The 19,474-nt window shown below is 71.0% G+C and carries 12 protein-coding genes, 1 pseudogene and 1 riboswitch; of the genes and pseudogenes, 9 read left to right on the plus strand and 4 right to left on the minus strand.

The window, feature by feature from the left end; all coding sequences use genetic code 11:
* Positions 1 to 81: 81 nt before the first annotated feature.
* Together ACIBCM_RS28295 and ACIBCM_RS28300 are read left to right on the plus strand one after the other, a co-directional pair.
* Positions 82 to 678 (plus strand): annotated as a pseudogene (locus tag ACIBCM_RS28295) (DUF485 domain-containing protein); the annotation flags it as partial.
* A gap of 266 nt (positions 679 to 944) precedes the next feature.
* The gene (locus ACIBCM_RS28300) at positions 945 to 2,537 is read left to right on the plus strand and encodes a cation acetate symporter (protein WP_399248008.1); all 1,593 of its coding nucleotides are present in this window, start codon (positions 945 to 947) and stop codon (positions 2,535 to 2,537) included.
* A gap of 21 nt (positions 2,538 to 2,558) precedes the next feature.
* Here the strand turns inward: ACIBCM_RS28300 and ACIBCM_RS28305 are convergent, their stop codons facing one another.
* Complete coding sequence (locus ACIBCM_RS28305) at positions 2,559 to 3,236, minus strand: response regulator (protein WP_399248059.1); 678 nt, start codon at positions 3,234 to 3,236, stop codon at positions 2,559 to 2,561.
* Between the two features lie 62 nt (positions 3,237 to 3,298).
* Positions 3,299 to 4,951, minus strand: coding sequence for an ATP-binding protein (locus ACIBCM_RS28310; RefSeq protein WP_399248010.1), 1,653 nt, complete (start codon positions 4,949 to 4,951; stop codon positions 3,299 to 3,301).
* Between the two features lie 382 nt (positions 4,952 to 5,333).
* Between ACIBCM_RS28310 and ACIBCM_RS28315 the strand changes: the two genes are divergently transcribed.
* The gene (locus tag ACIBCM_RS28315; RefSeq protein WP_399248012.1) at positions 5,334 to 6,638 is read left to right on the plus strand and encodes a CobW family GTP-binding protein; all 1,305 of its coding nucleotides are present in this window, start codon (positions 5,334 to 5,336) and stop codon (positions 6,636 to 6,638) included.
* Positions 6,639 to 6,975: 337 nt separating this feature from the next.
* On the opposite strand, the gene ACIBCM_RS28320 is transcribed toward ACIBCM_RS28315, so the two are convergent.
* On the minus strand, positions 6,976 to 9,453 hold the full coding sequence (locus tag ACIBCM_RS28320) for a DNA topoisomerase (ATP-hydrolyzing) subunit A (RefSeq protein ID WP_399248014.1): 2,478 nt from the start codon (positions 9,451 to 9,453) through the stop codon (positions 6,976 to 6,978).
* Between the two features lie 241 nt (positions 9,454 to 9,694).
* On the opposite strand from ACIBCM_RS28320, the gene ACIBCM_RS28325 reads away from it, so the two are divergent.
* The 3 genes from ACIBCM_RS28325 to ACIBCM_RS28335 all read left to right on the plus strand — a co-directional run bounded on the left by ACIBCM_RS28325 (position 9,695) and on the right by ACIBCM_RS28335 (position 13,659).
* Positions 9,695 to 11,053 (plus strand): M16 family metallopeptidase, encoded by a 1,359-nt coding sequence (locus tag ACIBCM_RS28325; RefSeq protein ID WP_399248061.1) that lies wholly within the window; start codon positions 9,695 to 9,697, stop codon positions 11,051 to 11,053.
* A complete protein-coding gene (locus ACIBCM_RS28330) occupies positions 11,050 to 12,447 on the plus strand; it encodes a M16 family metallopeptidase (RefSeq protein WP_399248016.1) in 1,398 nt (465 codons plus the stop codon). The genes ACIBCM_RS28325 and ACIBCM_RS28330 overlap by 4 nt, the downstream gene beginning before the upstream one ends.
* Before the next feature lie 227 nt (positions 12,448 to 12,674).
* Positions 12,675 to 12,870: riboswitch (cyclic di-AMP (ydaO/yuaA leader) on the plus strand.
* A 12-nt stretch (positions 12,871 to 12,882) separates the two neighbouring features.
* Complete coding sequence (locus ACIBCM_RS28335) at positions 12,883 to 13,659, plus strand: M23 family metallopeptidase (protein ID WP_399248018.1); 777 nt, start codon at positions 12,883 to 12,885, stop codon at positions 13,657 to 13,659.
* A gap of 505 nt (positions 13,660 to 14,164) precedes the next feature.
* Here the strand turns inward: ACIBCM_RS28335 and ACIBCM_RS28340 are convergent.
* Entirely contained in the window at positions 14,165 to 14,446 is a 282-nt protein-coding gene (locus ACIBCM_RS28340) for an HPr family phosphocarrier protein (RefSeq protein WP_399248020.1), read from the minus strand.
* A gap of 213 nt (positions 14,447 to 14,659) precedes the next feature.
* Between ACIBCM_RS28340 and ACIBCM_RS28345 the strand changes: the two genes are divergently transcribed.
* Genes ACIBCM_RS28345 through ACIBCM_RS28355 form a run of 3 tightly spaced genes read left to right on the plus strand, consistent with a single transcriptional unit; the run spans position 14,660 to position 19,452 of the window.
* Positions 14,660 to 17,593 (plus strand): GNAT family N-acetyltransferase, encoded by a 2,934-nt coding sequence (locus tag ACIBCM_RS28345; protein ID WP_399248022.1) that lies wholly within the window; start codon positions 14,660 to 14,662, stop codon positions 17,591 to 17,593.
* Between the two features lie 57 nt (positions 17,594 to 17,650).
* Positions 17,651 to 18,250, plus strand: a complete 600-nt coding sequence (locus tag ACIBCM_RS28350) for a DUF5998 family protein (protein WP_399248024.1) — start codon at positions 17,651 to 17,653, stop codon at positions 18,248 to 18,250.
* Positions 18,250 to 19,452 carry an alkaline phosphatase family protein gene (locus tag ACIBCM_RS28355; protein ID WP_399248026.1) on the plus strand — a complete coding sequence of 401 codons (1,203 nt, stop codon included), beginning with the start codon at positions 18,250 to 18,252 and terminating at the stop codon, positions 19,450 to 19,452. The genes ACIBCM_RS28350 and ACIBCM_RS28355 overlap by 1 nt, the downstream gene beginning before the upstream one ends.
* Positions 19,453 to 19,474 lie beyond the last annotated feature (22 nt).

Here is a 19,474-nt window from a genome sequence, read left to right on the forward strand (position 1 = left end):
GGAGAAGAGTCCGGGATCTTCCTGCTCTGTCCATCCTTGTGCACGCGGCCGAAACGGTTCGCTGACAAGGAGAGTTGAGCGGTGGAGAAGCAGGAAGGGCAGGACGCCGCGGTGGCGCGGTTCGACGACCCCTGGTACGACGCGCTGGCCTCCGGCTGGGGCGAACCGGGCGGTACGGATGGTCGGGCCGTCGTACCGCCCGGAGGGAACACGGATCTCCGAGCCGCGGACGCGGACCGGTTCGCGGACGGGCGAGGCACCGATGGGCGGCCGTTCACCGATGGCCGGCTCGCCGGTGAGCGGTTCGCCGGCGGATGGGCGCCGGACCGGGGGAGCGGTGAGGCCGATGCGGCGGACATCTATCTGGAGGTGCAGCGGAGTGCGGCCTTCCAGGAGGTGCGCAGCCGCTATCGGCGGTTCGTCATGCCCGCCGCTGTGGCGTTTCTGCTCTGGTACCTGGCCTATGTCGTGGCGGCGACGGCGGCACCGGACCTGATGGCGCGGCCGGTCGCCGGAGCGGTGAACGTCGCGATGCTCGCGGGTCTCGCACAGTTCCTGACCACCTTTGTGCTGACCTGGGCCTACTCCCGTCATGCGCGGCTGCGCAGGGATCGTGCGGCGCTCGATCTGCGCTGGACGGTTTTCGACCGGGCAAGGCTCAGGGAGCCGTCGGCAGCCGGGCCGGCCGCTGTACGGCCGGTCGCCGGGCACCCGGTCCGCGCGGAGGCCGAGGGGTCTGTACCGGGATTCGCGAAGCCGGTGGTCGTGGCGCCGGGTACTGCGGAGCCCGAGGTCCTCGTACCGGGATTCGAGGAGCCCGATGTCGTCGTACCGGGAGTCGCGGAGCCCGGGGAGCCGGTAGCCGGAGCTGCGGCGTCCGGGGTGGGGAGGCCGAGGGGCGTCCCGCTGCCGGGTGCTGTCGGGGCGCGGAGCGGGAGCGAGCGGTGAGCGGCGACCACCAGACCCTGGCGCTGGTGTTGTTCAGTGCGTTCATCGCGGTCACCCTGGGCATCACCACCTGGGTCAGCCGCAACAGACGAGGTTCCGCGGAGGAGTTCTACGCGGGCGGGCGGCTGTTCTCACCGATGGAGAACGGATTCGCCATCGCGGGCGACTACATGTCCGCCGCGTCCTTCCTCGGCATCTCCGGTCTGATCGCCCTCTACGGCTACGACGGAATGCTCTACTCCGTGGGCTTCCTGGTCGCCTGGCTGGTGGTGTTGCTGCTGGTCGCCGAACTGGTCCGCAACTGCGGCCGGTTCACCCTGGCCGATGTCGTCGCCTCACGGATGAAAGAACGTCCGGTCCGTATCGCGGCGGGAACTTCTTCGGTCACCGTGTCCGTTCTCTATCTGGTGGCGCAGATGGTCGGGGCCGGAAGCCTTGTCGCGCTGCTTCTCGGTGGCACGAGCGAAGCCGCGCGCTCGTGGACCGTGATCGGCGTGGGCGCACTGATGGTCATCTATGTCTCGTTCGGAGGGATGCGAGCCACTACCTGGATCCAGATTGTGAAAGCCGTGCTGCTGATGGCGGGCGCGATCACCCTGACCGTCCTCGTCCTCACCAGGTTCCACGGCGACGTCTACCAACTGCTCGACACGGCCGCGGACCGCAGTGGTCACGGCAGGGACTTTCTGTCTCCCGGTCTCAAGTACGGCGGGGACTGGATTTCGCGCCTGGACTTCATCAGCCTGGGCCTGGCCCTCGTCCTGGGCACGGCCGGGTTGCCGCACATCCTGTCCCGCTTCTACACCGTGCCGACCGCGCGGGCCGCCCGCCGCTCGGTCGTCTGGTCGATCGGTCTCATCGGCAGCTTCTATCTGATGACGATCGTGCTCGGTTTCGGTGCCGCGGCGCTGGTGGGCTCCGACGAGGTCCGCGCGTCGAACGCCGCAGGCAACACCGCGGTGCCGCTGCTCGCCCTGGACCTCGGGGGAGGTTCGGGTTCCACCGGAGGCACGGTGCTGTTCGCCGTGGTCGCCGCCGTGGCCTTCGCGACGATCCTGGCCGTTGTCGCGGGCATCACCCTGGCCTCATCGGCGTCGGTCGCCCACGATCTGTACGCCTCGCTCAGACGCCGTGGTGCCGGGCGGCGCAGCGAGGTCGCCGTCGCCCGGGTCGCGGCGGCGGGGATCGGGGCCGTGGCGATCGCGCTCGGGCTGGTCGCCCGCGACATGAATGTGGCGTTCCTGGTGGGTCTGGCCTTCGCGGTCGCCGCCTCCGCCAATCTGCCCGTACTGCTCTACTCGCTGTTCTGGAGGAAGTTCACCACCCGCGGTGCCGTCTGGGCGGTCTACGGAGGGCTGATCCCGTCCGTGGTCCTGGTCCTGGTGTCCCCGGTCGTCTCGGGCAGTCCGGAGTCGCTGTTCCCCGGCCTCGACTTCCAGGTCTTCCCCCTGCAGAACCCGGGCGCGGTCTCCATCCCCCTGGGCTTTCTGGCGGGCTGGATCGGCACCGTCACCTCGGCCGAGCCCCCGGACCAGGCCAAGCACGCGGAGACGGAGGTCAGGGCGCTCACGGGCGCGGGAGCGGTGTAACCGTTGGCTGTGTGGAGGGGTTCAGCTCGTGGACCAGAGATAGCGGTGCTCCGGACGGCCCGTCTCGCCGTACTTCAGGCTGAGCCGGACACGGCTCGCCCGTTCCAGCAGCTTCAGATAGCGCTGTGCGGTCTGCCGGCTCACGCCCGCGCGCTCCGCGATCTCCTGGGTGGAGAGCGGGCCCGCTGCCGACAGCAGCACCTGGCGTACGGCCTCGGCGGTGGTCGGTGAGTGCCCCTTGGGCAGATCCGGGGTGATCGCACCGGCCGACAGCGCGCCGAAGATCCGGTCCACCTCGGCCTGTTCCGCCTCACCGCCCCTGCCGAGGGTGCGGCGGAGACCCGCGTACGCCTCCAGCTTGGACCGCAGCCCGGCGAAGTTGAAAGGTTTCACCAGATACTGGAGCGCTCCATGGCGCATCGCGGCCTGAACGGTCGCCACATTGCGGGCCGCCGTGACCATGATCACATCGGTCTGGTGGCCGAGGCTGCGCAACTCCCGTACGACTCCAAGCCCGTTTCCGTCCGGCAGATAGTGGTCCATGAGCACCAGATCCACCGGGGAGTCGGCGATACGGGCGAGTGCCTCGGCGGCCGAATGCGCCTTCGCCGAGACACGGAAGCCGGGCACCTTGGCGACATACGCCGCGTTGATCCCCGCGACCCGGACGTCGTCGTCCACCACGAGGACGTCGATCACATCGTCCCGGCCGGCGCCTTCGCCGCCGCCGGCCGGTCCGCTCCCGCACTGCTGTCCCTCGCTCATCGCACCTCCGCGGCGGTGGCCGGTACGGGCTCTGCCAATTCGGACAGCGCCTCAGGGAGTACCACGATGAATTCGGCGCCTCCGTTCGGCGCGTCGCGTACTTCCGTGCTTCCGCCCTGCCGTTCCGCCAGTCTGCGGACGAGCGCCAGTCCGAGTCCGCGCTTGCCGTGGACCGGGAGTTCCTTGGTGGTCCAGCCCTCGGTGAAGATCAGCTCGCGCTGTCCGAACGGGACGCCGGGCCCGCTGTCGGTGATCCGGATGATCGCCGTGCTGCCCTCCGCGTACAGCTCGACCTCGATCCTGGCGTCCTCGGAACCGGAGGCCGCGTCCATCGCGTTGTCCACCAGATTGCCGACGACCGTCACCAGCTCGCGCGGGTCCACCACCCGGTCCGGCAGCATCGACTCGGGGGCGATCCGCAGGGACACTCCGCGTTCGGCGGCCACCGTCGCCTTCCCCACCAGCAGTGATGCCAGCAGTGGGTCGTGGACCTTCTCCGTGACCTGCTCGGACGTGGCCCGGTGCACCCCGACCACCTCCGTGATGAAGTCCACCGCCTCGTCGTGCATCTCCAGTTCCAGCAGGCCGAGGAGGGTGTGCATCCGGTTGGCGTGCTCATGATCCTGGGCGCGCATGGCGTCGATGAGCCCCCGGGTGGAGTCCAGTTCCCGGCCGAGCTGCTCCAGTTCGGTGCGGTCGCGCAGGGTGGCGACGGCGCCGCCGTCGTGGGTCGGCATCCGGTTGGCGACCAGAACACGGTGACCGCGTACGGTCACGAGGTCCTCACCGGTGACCCGGCCGGCGAGGACATCGGTCGTACGCCCCTCGCCCAGTACCACCTCCAGTGGCAGTCCCTTGGCGCCGGACGCGAGGCCCAGGAGCCGCTGTGCCTCGTCGTTCATGAGCCGGATCCGGCCCGACGCGTCCAGTGCGACGACTCCCTCGCGGATGCCGTGCAGCATCGCCTCCCGCTCGGCGAGCAGCGCGGAGATATCGGAGAACGCGAGGTCATGGGTCTGACGCTGGAGCCTTCGGGAGATCAGATACGCGGCCAGCGCACCGACGGCGAGGGCGCCTCCGGCATAGGCGACCAGGCCCGGGATGGCCGAGAACAGACGGTCGCGGACGCTGTCGTACTCGATGCCCACCGACACCGCGCCCACGATCGTGCCGTCGCGGTCGCGCAGCGGGACCTTGCCCCTGGCGGAGCGGCCGAGCGTGCCGCTGTCGATCTCCATGATCTCCCGGCCCGCGAGCGGAACGCTGGGGTCCGTGGAGACGACCCGGCCGATCTCCTCCGGGGAGGTGTGCGACCAGCGCACGCCGCCCATGTCCATGATCACGATGTACTCGGCGCCCGTGGCCTTCCTGATGCGTTCGGCGTCCGCCTGGACCGGGCCGTCCAGTGAGGGACGGCTGTTCAGGAGCTTCTCGGCGACGTCGGCGGACGCGGTGGTCTGCGCGATGGCGAGCGCCCTGCGCATGGCCTGATCGTCGAGCTGGGCGCTGAGCGGCGCGAGGAAAAGACCGGTGGCCAGGACGGTGACACCGGTGGCGATGGCCAGCTGCATCAGCAGGACCTGGGAGAAGACCCGCTGCGGCCAGCCGAACCGGCGGCGTCGGGCCGGGGAGGTCGGTTCGGGGCTCATGACTAGGAACGGTAAGGGGCGAGGAGGGCTTTCCGAAATCGTGGTGCGGGCTGAGACTCCGGACCCGTACTGCTCCCGGCCCGAGCGGCCGGAACACGGCGGCACCATCCGTTTCGGGCCGGCCCTTGCCGGGTTCGGGCACGCTCCACGGGCACCCATATCCTGGAGCGGCCGGCGGGCTCGGGGAGCATGCGGCCGGCGGTAGGTGTCCGCAGTACGAGGAAGGTCCCAGGTGAGCCCGACCAACCCGCCGAGCGAACCCAGCACGTCGAACGCGTCTGAGAACCCGTCGAGCCCGGAGGGTCCGGGGAACCCGGGAGATCCGGGAGATCCGTCGAGCCTGCCGCGTGAGTCGAAGCCTCCGAGCGTGCCGTACGGGTCGATGCCGCGGAGCAGGCCGTACGAAGCGGCCTCGCCGACCCCGACGATCAAGCCGGGCGGGGCACGTTCGCCGAGCGGGTCGAGTGAGCCGGGTGAGCCGGGTCCCACGTGCGGGCAGATCCCGGTCGTCGTCCTCGCGGGGTTCCTGGGTTCGGGCAAGACGACCCTGCTCAACCATCTCCTCCGGGCCAGCAGAGGCACCCGGATCGGTGCGATCGTCAATGACTTCGGCGCCATCGAGATCGACGCCATGACCGTGGCCGGGCAGCTCGGTGACTCCACGGTCTCCCTCGGGAACGGCTGTCTGTGCTGTGCCGTCGACGCCAGTGAACTGGATGTCTTCCTGGACAAGCTCGCCCGGCCCGCCGCCCGGCTCGATGTGATCGTGATCGAGGCGAGTGGCCTCGCGGAGCCCCAGGAACTCGTCCGGATGCTGCTCGCGAGCGAGAACGACCGGATCGTGTACGGGGGGCTCGTCGAGGTCGTCGACGCGGCCGAGTTCGAGGCGACCCGCGAGCGGCACCCGGAGATCGACCGCCATCTCGCCATCGCCGATCTCGTGGTGCTCAACAAGACCGACCGGGTGGACGGCCCGGCGCTGGCCCGGCTCCGTACCGCGCTCGCGGGAGAGGCCGGTCCCGGAGGGAAGGCCGGTCTGGCGGGAACGGCCGCCGTCGTCGAGTCCGTGTACGGGCGGGTCGACCCGGAGCTGTTCTTCGACCGCCGCCCGAGCACGGAACGGGTGGGCCAGCTCGCCTTCGAGGATCTTCTCGACGACGCGGAACACGACCACGACCACTCCACGCATCTGCACGCCGCGTACGAGAGCACCGACTTCACCTCGTACGAGCCCATGGAGCCGCAGGCGCTGCTCGCCTTTCTGGACTCCCGGCCCGAGGGGCTCTACCGGATCAAGGGATTCGTCGACTTCGGCGCCGCCGATCCGCACCGCCGGTACGCCGTCCACGCGGTCGGCCGCTTTCTCCGCTTCTATCCCGAGCCCTGGCCCCGGAATGCCGAGCGCCGTACCCAGCTGGTGCTCATCGGCTCCGGCATCGACGGCGCGGCCCTCCTCAAGGCGCTCGACGCGGCCAGGGTGAGCGGCCCGGGGGACACTCCCGACGAGCGGAGCATGTGGGGCGTCCTGCGCTTTGTGCCGAACCCACTGGACGGGTCCGGCGAGGCCGACGATCCCGGCGGCTCGTACGCCCCCGCCGCCGACGGTTCACTCGCTCTTGGCGAGCACGGTGAGCCGGGCCTCGTGGAGAACTCCGGGCGGTACGAGGAGGGTCCTCCCACTCCGTAGACCGGTCCCGCCCCAGTTCGTACCCCCTGGGGCCGGGCACTCGTCCGGATCGTGCCGGGCTCGCGGGCCCGGCACGATCCCCTCCGCGCACGGCCGCCAGGCACGGATCGGGGCCGGTCCTGAGCACCCGCCCGGCACAGGATCCCGCTCTCCCGGGTCCGGCCCGATCCGAACGGAAGGCCTGGTGGGCCGGGCCCTTGATCCGTACTCCGCAGGGCATGGATCACGAGCGCGCAGCCGAGAGCCGGACGTCAGGGACGGGGGACGGGCAGGAACCCGTACACAGGGGCCCGTACGACTTCCTGCCCTTCCACAAGTCCCCGGCGGTCCGGTCCGGCTACTGCGGCGGGCCCGCCAGCGCCGCCACCGACGAGGTCAGCGGGGTGCCGGAGCCGTCGCGGCGCGGGTCCGGGTCCGGCAGCTGCGCCGCGGCCCCGTTCTTCTGGGAGGCATGGACCGGGGTCGCCCCCGCCCATGCCAGGACCAGCGCGTCCTCGCCCTTGAGAAAGCGCTGACAGCGCACACCGCCCGTCGCCCGCCCCTTGCGGGGGTACTGGTCGAAGGGGGTGAGCTTGGCCGAAGTGATCGAGTCGTCCAGCGTGCCCGTCGCACTCGCCGCCGTGAAGACCGCCGCCTCCGCCGCAGGATCGACCGCGGTGAAGGAGATCACCCGGGCGCCCTCCGCCAGCTTGATCCCGGCCATACCGCCCGCCGCCCGGCCCTGGGGCCGGACCTGGGACGCCTGGTAGCGCAGCAGCTGGGCGTCGGAGGTGATGAAGACCAGGTCCTCCTCGCCCGTACGCAGCTCCACACCGCCGACGACCCGGTCGCCCTCCTTGAGGCTGATGACCTCCAGCTCGTCCTTGTTGGCCGGATAGTCCGGGACCACGCGCTTGACGACCCCCTGGAGGGTCCCCAGCGCCAGACCGGGCGACTCCTCCTCCAGCGTCGTGAGACACACGACCGTCTCGCCCGCCTCCAGTGACAGGAACTCCGACAGTGGCGCACCGCCCGAGAGATTCGGCGCCGTCGCGGTCTGCGGCAGCTGCGGGAGGTCGATCACCGACAGCCGCAGTACCCGCCCGGCCGAGGTCACCGCTCCCACATCGCCCCGCGCGGTCGCGAGAACGGCCGAGACGATCAGATCGTGTTTGGCACGTCTGCCCCTGCCCTCCGGCAGGGGCTCGCCCGTCGCCGTCCGCGCCAGCAGGCCCGTGGAGGAAAGGAGCACCCGGCAGGGATCGTCCGCGACCTCCAGCGCCACCGCCGCGACCGGCGCGGCCGCAGATTCCAGCAGGACGGTCCGCCGCTCGGTGGTGAACTTCTTCGCCACCGCCGCCAGCTCGCCCGAGACCAGCTTCCGCAGCTCGGCGTCCGACTCCAGGATCCGGGTCAGCTCCGCGATCTCCGCGGTCAGCCGGTCCCGCTCGCTCTCCAGCTCGATCCGGTCGAACCTGGTCAGCCGCCGCAGCGGGGTATCCAGGATGTACTGCGTCTGGATGTCGGAGAGGGAGAAGCGCTCGATCAGCCGCTCCTTCGCCTGCGCGGAGTTCTCGCTCGACCTGATCAGCCGGATGACCTCGTCGATGTCGACCAGGGCGACGAGCAGGCCCTCCACCAGGTGCAGCCGGTCGCGCTTCCTGCCCCGCCGGAACTCACTGCGCCGGCGCACCACCTCGAAGCGGTGGTCGAGGTAGACCTCCAGCAGCTCCTTGAGCCCCAGGGTGAGGGGCTGGCCGTCCACCAGCGCCACATTGTTGATACCGAAGGACTCCTCCATCGGCGTCAGCTTGTAGAGCTGCTCCAGGACGGCCTCCGGGACGAAGCCGTTCTTGACCTCGATGACCAGGCGCAGGCCGTGGGCCCGGTCGGTGAGGTCCTTGACGTCCGCGATTCCCTGGAGCCTCTTCGAGCCGACGAGATCCTTGATCTTGGCGATCACCTTCTCCGGGCCCACCGTGAAGGGCAGTTCGGTCACGACCAGCCCTTTGCGGCGCGGGGTGACGTCCTCCACGGTCGCCGTCGCGCGGATCCTGAAGGTGCCCCGGCCCGTCTCGTACGCGTCCCTGATGCCCGTCAGACCCACGATCCGGCCGCCGGTCGGCAGATCGGGACCCGGCACATACCGCATCAGGGTGTCCAGATCGGCGCCCGGGTGCCTGATCAGATGGCGGGCGGCGGCGATGACCTCGCCCAGATTGTGCGGCGGCATATTCGTCGCCATGCCGACGGCGATCCCGGACGAGCCGTTGACCAGCAGATTCGGATATGCGGCGGGCAGGGCTACGGGCTCCTGCTCCTGCCCGTCGTAGTTCGGTGCGAAATCGACCGTGTCCTCGTCGATGGACTCCGTCATCAGCGAGGTCGCGTCGGCCATCCGGCACTCGGTGTACCGCATGGCGGCGGGCGGGTCGTCATTGCCCAGCGAGCCGAAGTTCCCATGGCCGTCGATCAGCGGGAGCCGCATCGAGAACGGCTGGGCCATGCGCACCAGCGCGTCGTAGATCGACTGGTCGCCGTGGGGGTGCAGCTTGCCCATGACGTCACCGACGACACGCGCGCACTTCACATAGCCGCGCTCGGGGCGCAGCCCCATCTCGTTCATCTGGTACACGATCCGGCGCTGCACCGGCTTCATGCCGTCGCGGGCGTCCGGGAGGGCACGCGAGTAGATCACCGAGTAGGCGTATTCGAGGAAGGAGCCCTGCATCTCGTCGACGACGTCGATGTCGAGGATCCGCTCCTCGAAATCTCCCCCTGACCCTCGGTCGGGGCGACCCCCAGGCGGCGGGGTTTTCGTGCTGCGGCGGGCCATCGCGGCTGCTGCTCCTCACGTACCGGATCGGGAACTGACGCCGACCATTGTGGCCCGTCCCACTGACAACACGGACCGCGACCCGTGAACACGCCCCCCGCCACCCCGAAACCCCCGGCCGTGCTCCCGGAACTTCGCCGGCCGCGAAACGGGAACTTCGCCAGCTGTCAGCGCGCTTGCATACAGTGACAGTGCTGGGAAGACAACCGACAGCATCGCGATCGAAGGGACGTACATGCCCATGGGTCACACGGCCACAGCGCAGGCCGGTTCGGGCGGCCTGACAGCGACGGAGCACCGCCTGGCCAACGGCTTGCGCGTGGTGCTCTCCGAGGACCACCTGACCCCGGTGGCCGCGGTCTGCCTCTGGTACGACGTGGGCTCACGTCATGAGGTCAAGGGCCGTACAGGACTGGCTCACCTCTTCGAGCATCTGATGTTCCAGGGCTCGAAACAGGTCAAGGGCAACGGTCACTTCGAGCTGGTGCAGGGCGCCGGCGGTTCGCTCAACGGCACCACCAGCTTCGAGCGCACCAACTACTTCGAGACGATGCCGACGCACGAGCTGGAGCTGGCGCTCTGGCTGGAGGCCGACCGGATGGGCTCCCTCCTCGCCGCCCTCGACGAGGAGTCGATGGAGAACCAGCGGGACGTCGTCAAGAACGAGCGCCGCCAGCGGTACGACAACGTTCCGTACGGCACGGCCTTCGAGAAGCTCACCGCGCTCGCCTATCCGGAGGGCCACCCCTACCACCACACGCCCATCGGCTCCATGGCGGACCTGGACGCGGCCACCCTGGAGGACGCCCGCGCCTTCTTCCGTACCTACTACGCGCCGAACAACGCCGTGCTGTCGGTCGTCGGCGACATCGATCCCGAGCGGACGCTCGCCTGGATCGAGAAGTACTTCGGCTCCATTCCCTCCCACGACGGCAAACAGCCCCCGCGCGACGGCTCCCTCCCCGAGAACATCGGCAGGGAACTGCGGGAGGTCGTCGAGGAGCAGGTCCCGGCGCGCGCGCTGATGGCCGCCTACCGCCTGCCGCACGACGGAACGCGCGAGTGCGACGCCGTCGACCTGGCGCTGACCGTGCTCGGCGGCGGGGAGTCCTCACGGCTGCACAACCGCCTGGTACGCCGTGACCAGACGGCCGTCGCCGCCGGATTCGGGCTGCTGCGGCTGGCCGGGGCGCCGTCGCTCGGCTGGCTGGACGTGAAGACGTCCGGCGGGGTCGAGGTCCCGCAGATCGAGGCCGCCGTCGACGAGGAGCTGGCCCGGTTCGCCGAGGAGGGGCCGACTCCCGAGGAGATGGAGCGGGCCCAGGCCCAGTTGGAGCGGGAGTGGCTGGACCGGCTCGGCACCGTGGCCGGCCGCGCCGACGAACTGTGCCGGTACGCGGTGCTGTTCGGCGACCCGCAGCTCGCGCTGACCGCGGTGGAGCGGGTGCTCGACGTCACCGCCGACGAGGTGCGGTCGGTCGCTCGGGCCAGGCTGCGCCCCGACAACAGGGCGGTGCTGGTGTACGAACCGGTCGCCGGCCCGGCCGAGCAGACCGATCAGGACGACGCGAGCGACGCAGAAGAGGGGGCGGACCGGTGACCGACGCCGCTGAGCCGTTGACCACGATGGACTTCCACCCCCGGCCCACGGCGGGCGAGCCCATGCCCTGGGCGTTTCCCGCCCCCGAGCGCGGCACGCTGGACAACGGCCTGACCGTGCTGCGCTGTCACCGCCCCGGCCAGCAGGTCGTCGCGGTCGAGATCTCCCTCGACGCCCCGCTGGGCGCCGAGCCCGAGGGCCTGGACGGCGTCGCCACGATCATGGCGCGCGCCCTGTCCGAGGGCACCGACAAGCGCTCCGCCGAGGAGTTCGCCGCCGAGTTGGAGCGCTGCGGCGCCACGCTCGACGCCCACGCCGACCACCCGGGCGTGCGGGTCTCCCTGGAAGTTCCCGTCTCCCGGCTGCCCAAGGCGCTCGGGCTGCTCTCGGAGGCACTGCGCGCGCCCGCCTTCGCCGACGCCGAGGTCGAGCGGCTCGTACGCAACCGGCTGGACGAGATTCCGCACGAGACGGCCAACCCGGGCCGCCGCGCCGCCAAGGAGCTGTACCGCCAGCTGTTCCCGTCCTCGCTGCGGATGTCCCGTCCCCGTCAGGGGACGGAGGAGACCGTGGCCCGGATCGACTCCGCGGCCGTGCGGGCGTTCTTCGAGGCGCACGTCCGTCCGTCCACCGCCACCGCGGTCATCGTCGGCGACCTCACCGGGGTCGACCTCGACGCGGTGCTCGCCGAGACCCTCGGCGACTGGACCGGTGACACCGCCGAGCGCCGTACGGCACCGGTGATCACCGCGGACGACACCGGACGGGTGGTCATCGTGGACCGTCCGGGTGCGGTGCAGACCCAGCTGCTGATCGGCAGGATCGGCCCGGACCGCCACGACCGCGTCTGGCCCGCCCAGGTCCTCGGTACCTACTGCCTGGGCGGCACCCTCACCTCCCGGCTGGACCGGGTGCTGCGCGAGGAGAAGGGCTACACCTACGGCGTACGGGCCTTCGGCCAGGTCCTGTGCTCCGCTCCCGACGGGTCGGGGGCCGCGATGCTCGGCATCAGCGGTTCGGTGGACACACCGAACACCGGTCCGGCGCTGAAGGACCTCTGGCAGGTGCTGCGGACGCTCGCGGCCGAGGGCCTGACCGACGCCGAGCGCGATGTCGCCGTGCAGAACCTGGTGGGCGTCGCCCCGCTGCGGTACGAGATGGCGGCCTCCGTCGCCGGAACCCTCGCCGACCAGGTGGAGCAGCACCTTCCGGACGACTTCCAGGCGCAGTTGTACGTACGCCTCGCCCAGACCGGCACGGTGGAGGCGACGGCCGCGGCGGTCAGCGCGTTCCCGGAGGACCGGCTCGTGACCGTGCTCGTCGGTGACGCCTCGGAGATCGCCGAGCCGGTGAAGGAGCTGGGTATCGGCGAAGTGACGGTCGTCACGGGCTGATTGAGCCCACCCGCACTCCGCGGGCACGGGGGAGCCCCGGTGTCACGGGACACCGGGGCTCTCCCCTTGGCTCGTTCCCGGACCCGCTGAATGTCCGGATTGTTGGGAAGTCGGGTGACGCGTCCTGTGGTGTAAGCAACAAAATCGGCCGTCTGTTTGGTGATCGACAGCTCTCCGGCCTAGCGTCGTCCCGGCTGTTCGTCGGGAGTACGCCGCACCCGCGGCACGGACAGTCATCGCCGAATCCCCGTCAGGCGCGAGCCGGGGGAGCCGGGGACCCTCCCTCCTGCCGCGGTACGCGCCCGGAGGGGCAATCCCCACAGGGGTGAATCGGACCCCTTCGCATCCGTGCGGAGGAGCCCGTAGGAGACCTTCCTGCTCCGAACCCGTCAGCTAACCCGGTAGGCGAGAGGGAAGGAAAGGACAAGCCCCTTCATGGCGTTCACCCGCCCCGCCGGGAAACACCGCGGCCCGAGCCGGATGTCTCGCAAGAGCGCCGGCATCGCCGGAGTCGCGACCCTCGCCACCACCGGTGTCATCGGAACCCTCGCCGCACCGGCGTTCGCCGCCGACTCGGACTCCGAAGCCAAGCCCGCCGAGCCCGGCCTCAGCGCCGAGGACACCGGCGTCATCGAGGCCCTGGGTTCCGAGCGGATGGCCGACACGGTCGCCGACCAGGCCGTCGTCCAGCGCAAGGCGGCCGACGAGGCCACCGCCAGGGCGCTGGCCCAGGCCGAGGCCCGCGCGAAGGCCGCCCGTGAGGCCAAGGAGCGCGCCGCCCGCGAGGCCGAGCGCAAGCTCCTCAACACCTACCGGCTGCCCGTCGCCGGCTCGCATGTCTCCACGGCCTACCAGGCCAACAGTTCGCTGTGGTCCTCCGGCACCCACACGGGCGTCGACTTCCGCGCCCCCGCCGGTACCTCCGTGGTGTCCGTGGGCGCCGGAACCGTCGTCGAGGCGGGCTGGGGCGGTGCGTACGGCTACAACGTCGTGATCAAGATGCGCGACGGCTCGTACACCCAGTACGGCCATCTGTCGTCCATCAGCGTCTCGGTCGGCCGGCAGGTCATGCCGGGGGAGCGGATCGGGCTCGCGGGGTCGACCGGCAACTCCACCGGGCCGCACCTGCACTTCGAGGTCCGTACCGACGCCGAGTACGGGTCGGACATCAGCCCCATCGCCTATCTGCGCTCGCACGGCGTGAAGATCTGACCCGGGCGGACACCGTCCGCGCGGCGATCACCGTCACCGGGCCCCGGCGTTTGTGACGCCGGGGCCTTCGGCGTCGGTCGTGCCGGATGTTTTCCGTGGTGCTGTTCCCCGGGGTGCCTGGCCTTTCCCGGCGTCCCGGGCCGTGTCCGTGCCACCAGGGCAGTTTCCGTGCCATCCGGTCCGTTACCCGCGTGGTCGGGCCGTACCCCGTGTCGCCGGGCCGGACCACGGAAGCGATTTCGCGCGGTGGTGGCGCGTCATCCTGCCGGGGCGGCGCGACGGGAATCCCCCTGATGGCGACTGATACGGCGAGAGGCGCCGGTCCCGGGGTGCGGGACGGCGCCTGTGTGCTGTTTGTGGGGGCGGTGGGCCGACGAGCCGGACGGCCGTTCCGGACTCCCGGTTGCCCGGATGCTCCGTACGGCGTGTTCTGTGCGGTCTATCCGTGGACGTGGATGGATGTGGACGCGGCGCGCGGTGCCTGTGAGGTCTCCGCGCAGCGCCCTCAGACCGTCTCCGGCAGCTCTTCCAGTCCCTCGGCCACCAGCTTGGCCAGCCGGTCCAGGGCGATGTCCGCGCCGTCCGCTTCGGAGGCCAGCACGATCTCCTCGCCGCCCTGCGCGCCCAGGCCGAGGACGGCGAGCATCGAGGCCGCGTTCACCGGAGTGCCGTCGGACTTGGCGATCGTCACGGGAACACCGGACGCCGTGGCGGCACGGACGAAGATGGAGGCGGGGCGGGCGTGAAGGCCCTCGGCCCAGCCGACGTTGACGCGGCGCTCAGCCATGGTGTTGCCCTTCAAGTCATCATTGGTTGTCTAGACCAGTCTCTCACGGTGGGCCGCGAAGCCCGTACCGGCGGGTTTCCCGAGGTGGGACCCGTCGGCGCTCCCAGATTGCCGTGCCCGGAGACCGGCCGCGACCTGTGACATTGCCGCAGCGCCCGGTGACCATCCCGGAGAGCCCTCCACGAGGGGGGAGGGCGCCGTACGCTTTCTGCCATGCCGACGGAGTCCGATCACGCCTACCCCGACCACTGGGAAGCGGACGTGGTGCTGCGCGACGGCGCCACCGCGCGTATCAGGCCCATCACCGCCGACGACGCCGACCGTCTGGTCAGCTTCTACGAGAAGGTCTCGGACGAGTCGAAGTACTACCGCTTCTTCGCTCCCTACCCGCATCTGTCCCCCAAGGACGTGCACCGTTTCACCCATCACGACTATGTGGACCGGGTGGGACTCGCGGCCATGGCCGGCGGGGAGTTCATCGCGACCGTCCGCTACGAACGGATCGACGAGCGCGGGCGTCCGGCGAGCGAGCCCGCCGACGAGGCGGAGGTCGCCTTCCTCGTCCAGGACGCCCACCAGGGGCGCGGGATCGCCTCCGCGATGCTCGAACACATCGCTGCCGTCGCGCGTGAGAGAGGGATCCGGCGGTTCGCCGCCGAGGTGCTGCCCGCGAACAACAAGATGATCAAGGTCCTCCGGGACGCCGGTTACACCCAGAAGCGCAGTTTCGAGGACGGCTCGGTCCATCTGACCCTCGATCTCGAACCGACCGCCGAGTCCCTCGCGGTGCAGCGCGGCCGGGAGCAGCGTGCGGAGGCCCGCTCGGTGCAGCGGCTGCTGGCGCCCAGGGCGGTCGCGGTCGTCGGCGCCGGACGTGCCGCGGGCGGGGTGGGCCGGACCGTACTGCGCAACATTCTCGGCGGGGGGTACACCGGCCGGACCTACGCGGTGAACAGGGCTTTCCCCGCATCGCAGCGCGAGATCGACGGGGTCCCGGCCTTCCGTTCCGTCGGCGAGACCGTCGCCGCGACGGGCGAGCCGGTCGACCTCGCCGTCGTCGCCGTTCCCGCCGAGAGGGTGCCGGAGGCGGTCACCGACTGCGGTGAGCACGGGGTACGGGGACTGGTCGTCCTCAGCGCCGGATACGCGGAGAGCGGGGAGGAGGGACGGGAGCGGCAGCGGGACCTGGTGCGCCGGGCGCGTTCGTACGGCATGCGGGTGATCGGCCCGAACTCGTTCGGCATCATCAGCACCGCGGAGTCCGTCCGCCTCAACGCCTCGCTGGCGCCCGAGGCCCCTGCGGCCGGCCGGATCGGGCTCTTCGCCCAGTCCGGGGCGATCGGCATCGCGCTGCTGTCCGGGCTGCACCGCCGGGGCGCGGGACTGTCGACCTTCATCTCGTCGGGCAACCGTGCCGATGTGTCCGGCAACGACTTCCTCCAGTACTGGTACGAGGACGCGGACACCGATGTGGCCCTGCTGTACCTCGAATCCATCGGCAATCCGCGGAAGTTCACCCGGCTCGCCCGGCGTACGGCCGCGGTGAAGCCGGTCGTCGTGGTCAAGGGGGCGCGCCACAGCGGCAGTGAGCCCCCGGGGCACGCGGTACCGGTCGCCCGCATTCCGGACGCGGCGGTCGGAGCGCTGCTGCGGCAGGCGGGCGTCATCCGCGTGGACACCGTCACGGAACTGGTCGACGCGGGCCTCCTTCTCGCGGGCCAGCCGCTCCCGGCGGGCCCGCGGGTGGCGATCCTCGGCAACTCCGAGTCGCTGGGGCTGCTGGCGTACGATGCCTGCCTGGCGGAGGGTCTCCTTCCGATGCCCCCGCTCGATCTGACGACCGCCGCGACCCCGGCCGACTTCCGTGCCGCCCTCGCGACGGCCCTGGCGGACGGCGGCTGCGATGCGGTGATCGTCACGGCCATCCCCCGGGTCGGCGACGACGGAACCATGGAAACCGGCGACGGCGGGGTGCTGGCCGCCGCGCTCCACGAGGCCGCCGCGTCCGCACCGGCGAAACCGGTGGCCGTGGTCCATGTCGAGCTGGGCGGCCTGGCGGACGCGCTGGCGGCGGCGAGCAGCACCCGTACGGGGGCGTCGGCCGCTGTCAGACCCTCTGCGACCACGACTCCGACCACGGCCACAACTCCGACCGCGCCCCCGACCCCGACCCCGACCGCGGCCCCGGGCGCCGCGCCGGGCGGGCCGGTCCGTGACACCCCGCCGGGCACCACCCCGTCACCCCGGCTCCCGGAGGAGACCCCGGCGGCCCCCACCCGCCGTATCCCCGCCTATCCCGCCGCCGAGCGCGCCGTCAGGGCGCTCTCCGAGGCCGTGAAGTACGCGCGGTGGCGCAGGCACGCGGCCGAGCCGGGGAAGGTGCCCGAGTACGACGACATCGACGAGGCCGGTGCCGCCGCCCGGATCGAAAGCCGGCTCGGCGCCGGAGCGGACCCCCGGGGACTCACCCTTCCCGAAGCGGAAGCGCGCGGCCTGCTCGACTCCTACGGCATCCGGGTGTGGCCGACGCTGCCGGCACCGGGTCCCGACGACGCCGTGTCCGCGGCCGGGCGGCTCGGATACCCGGTGGCGCTCAAGACGACCGCACCCCATTTGCGCCACCGCGCCGATCTCGGAGGCGTACGGCTCGATCTGGCCGACGAGACCCAGTTGCGGCAGGCGTACGGCGAGATGACCGGGCTCCTCGGTAAACCCGTCGAGCTGCGGCCGGTGGTGCAGGCGATGGCGCCGCGCGGTGTGGACACCGTCGTACGGGCCGTCGTCGATCCCGCGGTCGGCGCGTATCTCTCCTTCGGGCTCGCGGGCGCCGCCTCCGAGCTCCTCGGGGACACCGCGCACCGGCTCGTGCCCGTCACCGAACGTGACGCGGCCGAGCAGATCCGGAGCATCCGGGCCGCACCCCTGCTCTTCGGCTGGCGCGGCTCAGCGCCGGTCGATACCGCCGCGCTGGAGGAGTTGCTGTTGCGCGTATCACGATTGGTCGACGATCACCCGGAAGTGATCGGAATCAGTCTGGAACCAGTCGTTGTCGCTCAACGGGGACTCTCCGTTCTCGGCGTCTCCGTACGGCTCGCGCCGTCCGGCACCCACACCGACCTCGGCCCACGCCGACTCCCCAGCTACTGAGCACCGCTCGGCACGACTGAGCGTTCGACGCCCTTCGGGGCCCGTAGGATGGACCACATGGCGAAGACCGGTACGACGACCCAGGGGCTGCGCGCGGCGATCGAGCGCAGCGGCTACTACCCGGCTCTCGTGGCCGAGGCGGTGGAGGCCGCCGTCGGAGGCGAGCAGATCGCCTCGTATCTGGTCCACCAGGAGACCACGTTCGACGCCAATGAAGTGCGCCGCCATGTCACCGTGCTCGTGCTGACGGGAAACCGCTTCATCGTCAGCCACACGGACGAGCAGACCGCCGACTCCAGTTCCCCGACCCCCTTCGCCACGACCTCCACCGAATCGGTCAAGCTCGACCGGATCTCGTCGGTCGTGGTCAGCAGGGTGGTCGCCAATCCGGAGTCGTACACCCCGGGGACGCTGCCCCGCGAGGTCGTCCTCACCATCGGCTGGGGCGCGGTGTCCAGGCTGGATCTGGAGCCCGCCGCCTGCGGCGACCCCAACTGCGAGGCGGACCACGGCTACACCGGCAACTCCACCGCGGACGATCTCAGCCTGCGGGTCAGCGAGGCCGGTGACGGTCCGGACACCGTCCGCCAGACGCTGGTCTTCGCCCAGGCGCTCTCCGAGGCGACGGCGGCGACGGCCACCCAGGCCGCGAACTGATGGTGCAGCCCGCGACGTCCGCTGCCCGGCCCGACGAGCCCGTTCCCCTCGCACTCGACACCGCGCTCGTTCCCGAGTACGGCACGGGCTCGCTCGCCGACCTTCTGCCGACGCTCGCGGCGGGCCAGGGCGTCCCCGGGCTCGGCGCGGCGATCCCCGAACTCACCCCCGCCGACCGGAACTGCGTGTTCCTGATCGATGGGCTCGGCTGGGAGCAGATCCGCGAACACCCGGACGAGGCGCCCTATCTCTTCTCACTGCTGTCCGGCTCGCGGGGCGGCACCGGCCGGCCCATCACCGTCGGCTTCCCCGCCACCACCGCGGCCTCGCTCGCCTCGGTCGGCACGGGCCTCGCGCCCGGTCTGCACGGGCTGCCCGGCTACACCGTGCGCAACCCCGAGACCGGTGAACTGATGAACCAGCTGCGCTGGAAGCCGTACACCGATCCGCAGCAGTGGCAGCCGTACCCGACCGTCTTCCAGCTCGCCGACCGGGCCGGGATCCACACCGCCCAGGTGTCCTCACCGATCTTCGAGCACACCCCGCTCACCCGGATCGCGCTCAGTGGCGGAACGTTTCACGGGCGGCTGGCCGCCGAGGAGCGGATGGATCTCGCGGCCCAGCAGCTCGCCGAGGGCGACCGCTCGCTCGTCTACACCTACTACAGCGAGGTCGACGGCATGGGTCACCGGTACGGCGTCGACTCGGACGCCTGGCGCGGCCAGCTGATGTACGTCGACCGGCTGGCGCAGCGCCTCGCCGAGCAGCTGCCGCCGCGCTCGGCCCTGTACATCACCGCGGACCACGGCATGATCGACGTCCCTTTCGACGAGGAGTCGCGTATCGACTTCGACGAGGACTGGGAGCTGCGTGCCGGGGTCGCCCTCCTCGGTGGCGAGGGCCGGGCACGGCATGTGTACGCCGTACCGGGTGCGGAGGCCGATGTCCTGGCGGTCTGGAGCGAGGTGCTCGGTGACCGGTTCTGGGTGGCGAGCCGTGCCGAGGCGATCGCGGCGGGCTGGTTCGGGCCCGCGGTGGACGAGCGGGTCGTCGGCCGTATCGGCGATGTCGTCGCCGCCGCCTGCGACGATGTGGTGATCACCGCGTCCGAGCGGGAGCCCCATGAGTCGGCGATGAACGGAATGCACGGCTCCATGACGCCGGCCGAGCAGCTTGTCCCGCTGCTCGAAGTGCGGTCGTAATGCCGAGGTCGTCGCCGCGGTC

The organism is Streptomyces sp. NPDC051018 (genome assembly GCF_044456085.1).
Lineage (GTDB): Bacteria > Actinomycetota > Actinomycetes > Streptomycetales > Streptomycetaceae > Streptomyces.

What these genes read in the sequence shown, in the direction of transcription:
- ACIBCM_RS28310 (WP_399248010.1), bottom strand. Translation starts at nt 4,951, where the DNA reads ATGAGCCCCGAACCGACCTCCCCGGCCCGACGCCGCCGGTTCGGCTGG.
- ACIBCM_RS28315 (WP_399248012.1), top strand. Translation starts at nt 5,334, where the DNA reads ATGCCGCGGAGCAGGCCGTACGAAGCGGCCTCGCCGACCCCGACGATC.
- ACIBCM_RS28320 (WP_399248014.1), bottom strand. Translation starts at nt 9,453, where the DNA reads ATGGCCCGCCGCAGCACGAAAACCCCGCCGCCTGGGGGTCGCCCCGAC.
- ACIBCM_RS28325 (WP_399248061.1), top strand. Translation starts at nt 9,695, where the DNA reads ATGGGTCACACGGCCACAGCGCAGGCCGGTTCGGGCGGCCTGACAGCG.
- ACIBCM_RS28335 (WP_399248018.1), top strand. Translation starts at nt 12,883, where the DNA reads ATGGCGTTCACCCGCCCCGCCGGGAAACACCGCGGCCCGAGCCGGATG.
- ACIBCM_RS28340 (WP_399248020.1), bottom strand. Translation starts at nt 14,446, where the DNA reads ATGGCTGAGCGCCGCGTCAACGTCGGCTGGGCCGAGGGCCTTCACGCC.
- ACIBCM_RS28345 (WP_399248022.1), top strand. Translation starts at nt 14,660, where the DNA reads ATGCCGACGGAGTCCGATCACGCCTACCCCGACCACTGGGAAGCGGAC.
- ACIBCM_RS28350 (WP_399248024.1), top strand. Translation starts at nt 17,651, where the DNA reads ATGGCGAAGACCGGTACGACGACCCAGGGGCTGCGCGCGGCGATCGAG.
- ACIBCM_RS28355 (WP_399248026.1), top strand. Translation starts at nt 18,250, where the DNA reads ATGGTGCAGCCCGCGACGTCCGCTGCCCGGCCCGACGAGCCCGTTCCC.